Annotated in this window: 2 protein-coding genes; both read right to left on the minus strand. The window is 32.2% G+C overall.

Annotation, left to right across the window (positions count from 1 at the left end; translation table 11 throughout):
* Positions 1-164: 164 nt before the first annotated feature.
* A complete protein-coding gene (locus V7183_RS23695) occupies positions 165-767 on the minus strand; it encodes a DUF1349 domain-containing protein (RefSeq protein WP_097894919.1) in 603 nt (200 codons plus the stop codon).
* 33 nt (positions 768-800) lie between these two features.
* Positions 801-1,685, minus strand: coding sequence for a GNAT family N-acetyltransferase (locus V7183_RS23700; RefSeq protein ID WP_097894920.1), 885 nt, complete (start codon positions 1,683-1,685; stop codon positions 801-803).
* Positions 1,686-1,856 lie beyond the last annotated feature (171 nt).

Genomic DNA, 1,856 nt, shown 5'->3' on the forward strand with positions numbered 1-1,856 from the left:
CGCAAATAGCAGGATAAATATTAATCCCCCATTCTTCAATTCATGTGTCTTACTTTCATGCAAGATAAAATTTGCCCATATGTTCCACTTAGGTAACTATAAAAATTGTAATTTCTAAACAATAGTAAAGCCGCATTCTTTCATTAGAATGCGGCGAGATTCAATTACATATGTTCAATTATAAAATCAAAAAATTCTGTTTCAAACCCATTATTTTTTGATGGACTACAAGTATAAAACCCTATTTTCACAGGACAATTACCGCGATCTTCCATAAGATGCGCAATTCGAACCTGTTCCCAATCATCGCTCATTTGTTCAGTTCGCACATAAATGGTATAATCACCATTCTTCCGAATAATTCGGAAACGAAGCTGTTGTTTGACGAATTCATTTGAGAAATTTTGTGTCGACCAATCCGAATACCCACTATTCGTCACCACAGCCCCTAAATGTGATGGACCTTCAGGAATATATTCAAGTGATGTTTTTAACCAGCATTCTTCAGATAACATAACAAACAGCCCAGCTTGATCATATGTTGCCCGCGGATTCATACGTAATGAAACTTCAGCTTGAAAGTCTACAGAAACCTCTTCGTAAAATACATGACCATTCATCACTTCGAATCCATAATGTGTTTTTAACCAAAAATCCGTTTCTTCACTTGAATAAACAATAAATGCTTTATCTTTTACCTCATGATATTTTGGTTCATTCATTACTGTAAGTTGTTCTATATGATTGGGTATGTAAAATGTTTTCATAGTCCCTCCATAAAAACCTTTTGAGAGTACACATTAAAATTCAGTTAAGATCGGAAACTTATACTCATTGAAATGAATCTTATTACTGCTTCGAACCATTAAATACTTATTAGACTGAAATTCCTTATATGCTAAATCCTCAATTCCTAACTCATCAGGATAAAAGTAAAACTCAATTTCTGTAAATGATTCAGGGATTTCAGCACATACTTCATCTAAAATTGGTAAAATTGGTGCAAACACTCCAAATAACTTTAATGTTTCTTCTTTCACTTCATACACAATAAGTGCATCCAATTTCTCTGAATAATGTAGCTTGTCATTCCACCTAGTTTCGTACATATTAAAATAAAAAGAAGATTGGTAGTTTAATGTGGAAAACATATTAGAAAGTGGCTGGCTGTCCTCAAGCTTTTCTTTCATTAACTCTATATCTTCTTCATGAAAATAATTTAATTTTCGAAGTGATGAGCCTGTTGTTTCATCACTAGCATATGATAATGTCATCAGATGTTCTTTTATAACTTGAAAACCAAAATTTTCATATAGCTTAGGATGCTCTGTAAATAAAATTGTGCACTCATACTGGCTATCAATTTGTTGTAAAACTTCACAAAGAAGTTGTTTCATCAAGCCTTTCCGACGATAATCAGGATGCGTCATAACCGATTGAATTCCCGCCGCATTCACAGTATTACCATTTACACGGAGTGGTAGAGAAAAACTTGAAACATTAGCAATTACCTTTTCCCCATGAATAAATGAAACTGGCTTATATGTATGATCCCAGAATCCTCTCGCATCAAAATCTTGTAAGGTTTGCACTGAAATACCAAACACTTCTTCAAATAATGAAAATAACTGTTCTTTTCTTGGTTCTTCTACAAGAAAATTTTCGAAAATAGCAACATTCCCCATGTTGTCCCCCCATACATTCATTCCATTAATTTCATTATAGTACATTGTCGATTTATGTAATATAATGCTTTCAAATCAATATAGTATCACAAAATATAGAAAAAGAGTTTAATTTATTTTATATTTCGATTTTTTATACAAAACCTAAATAAAAGTATATTAGGATATTTA

It is taken from the genome of Bacillus sp. JJ1127, assembly GCF_036965845.1.
Classification (GTDB): domain Bacteria; phylum Bacillota; class Bacilli; order Bacillales; family Bacillaceae_G; genus Bacillus_A.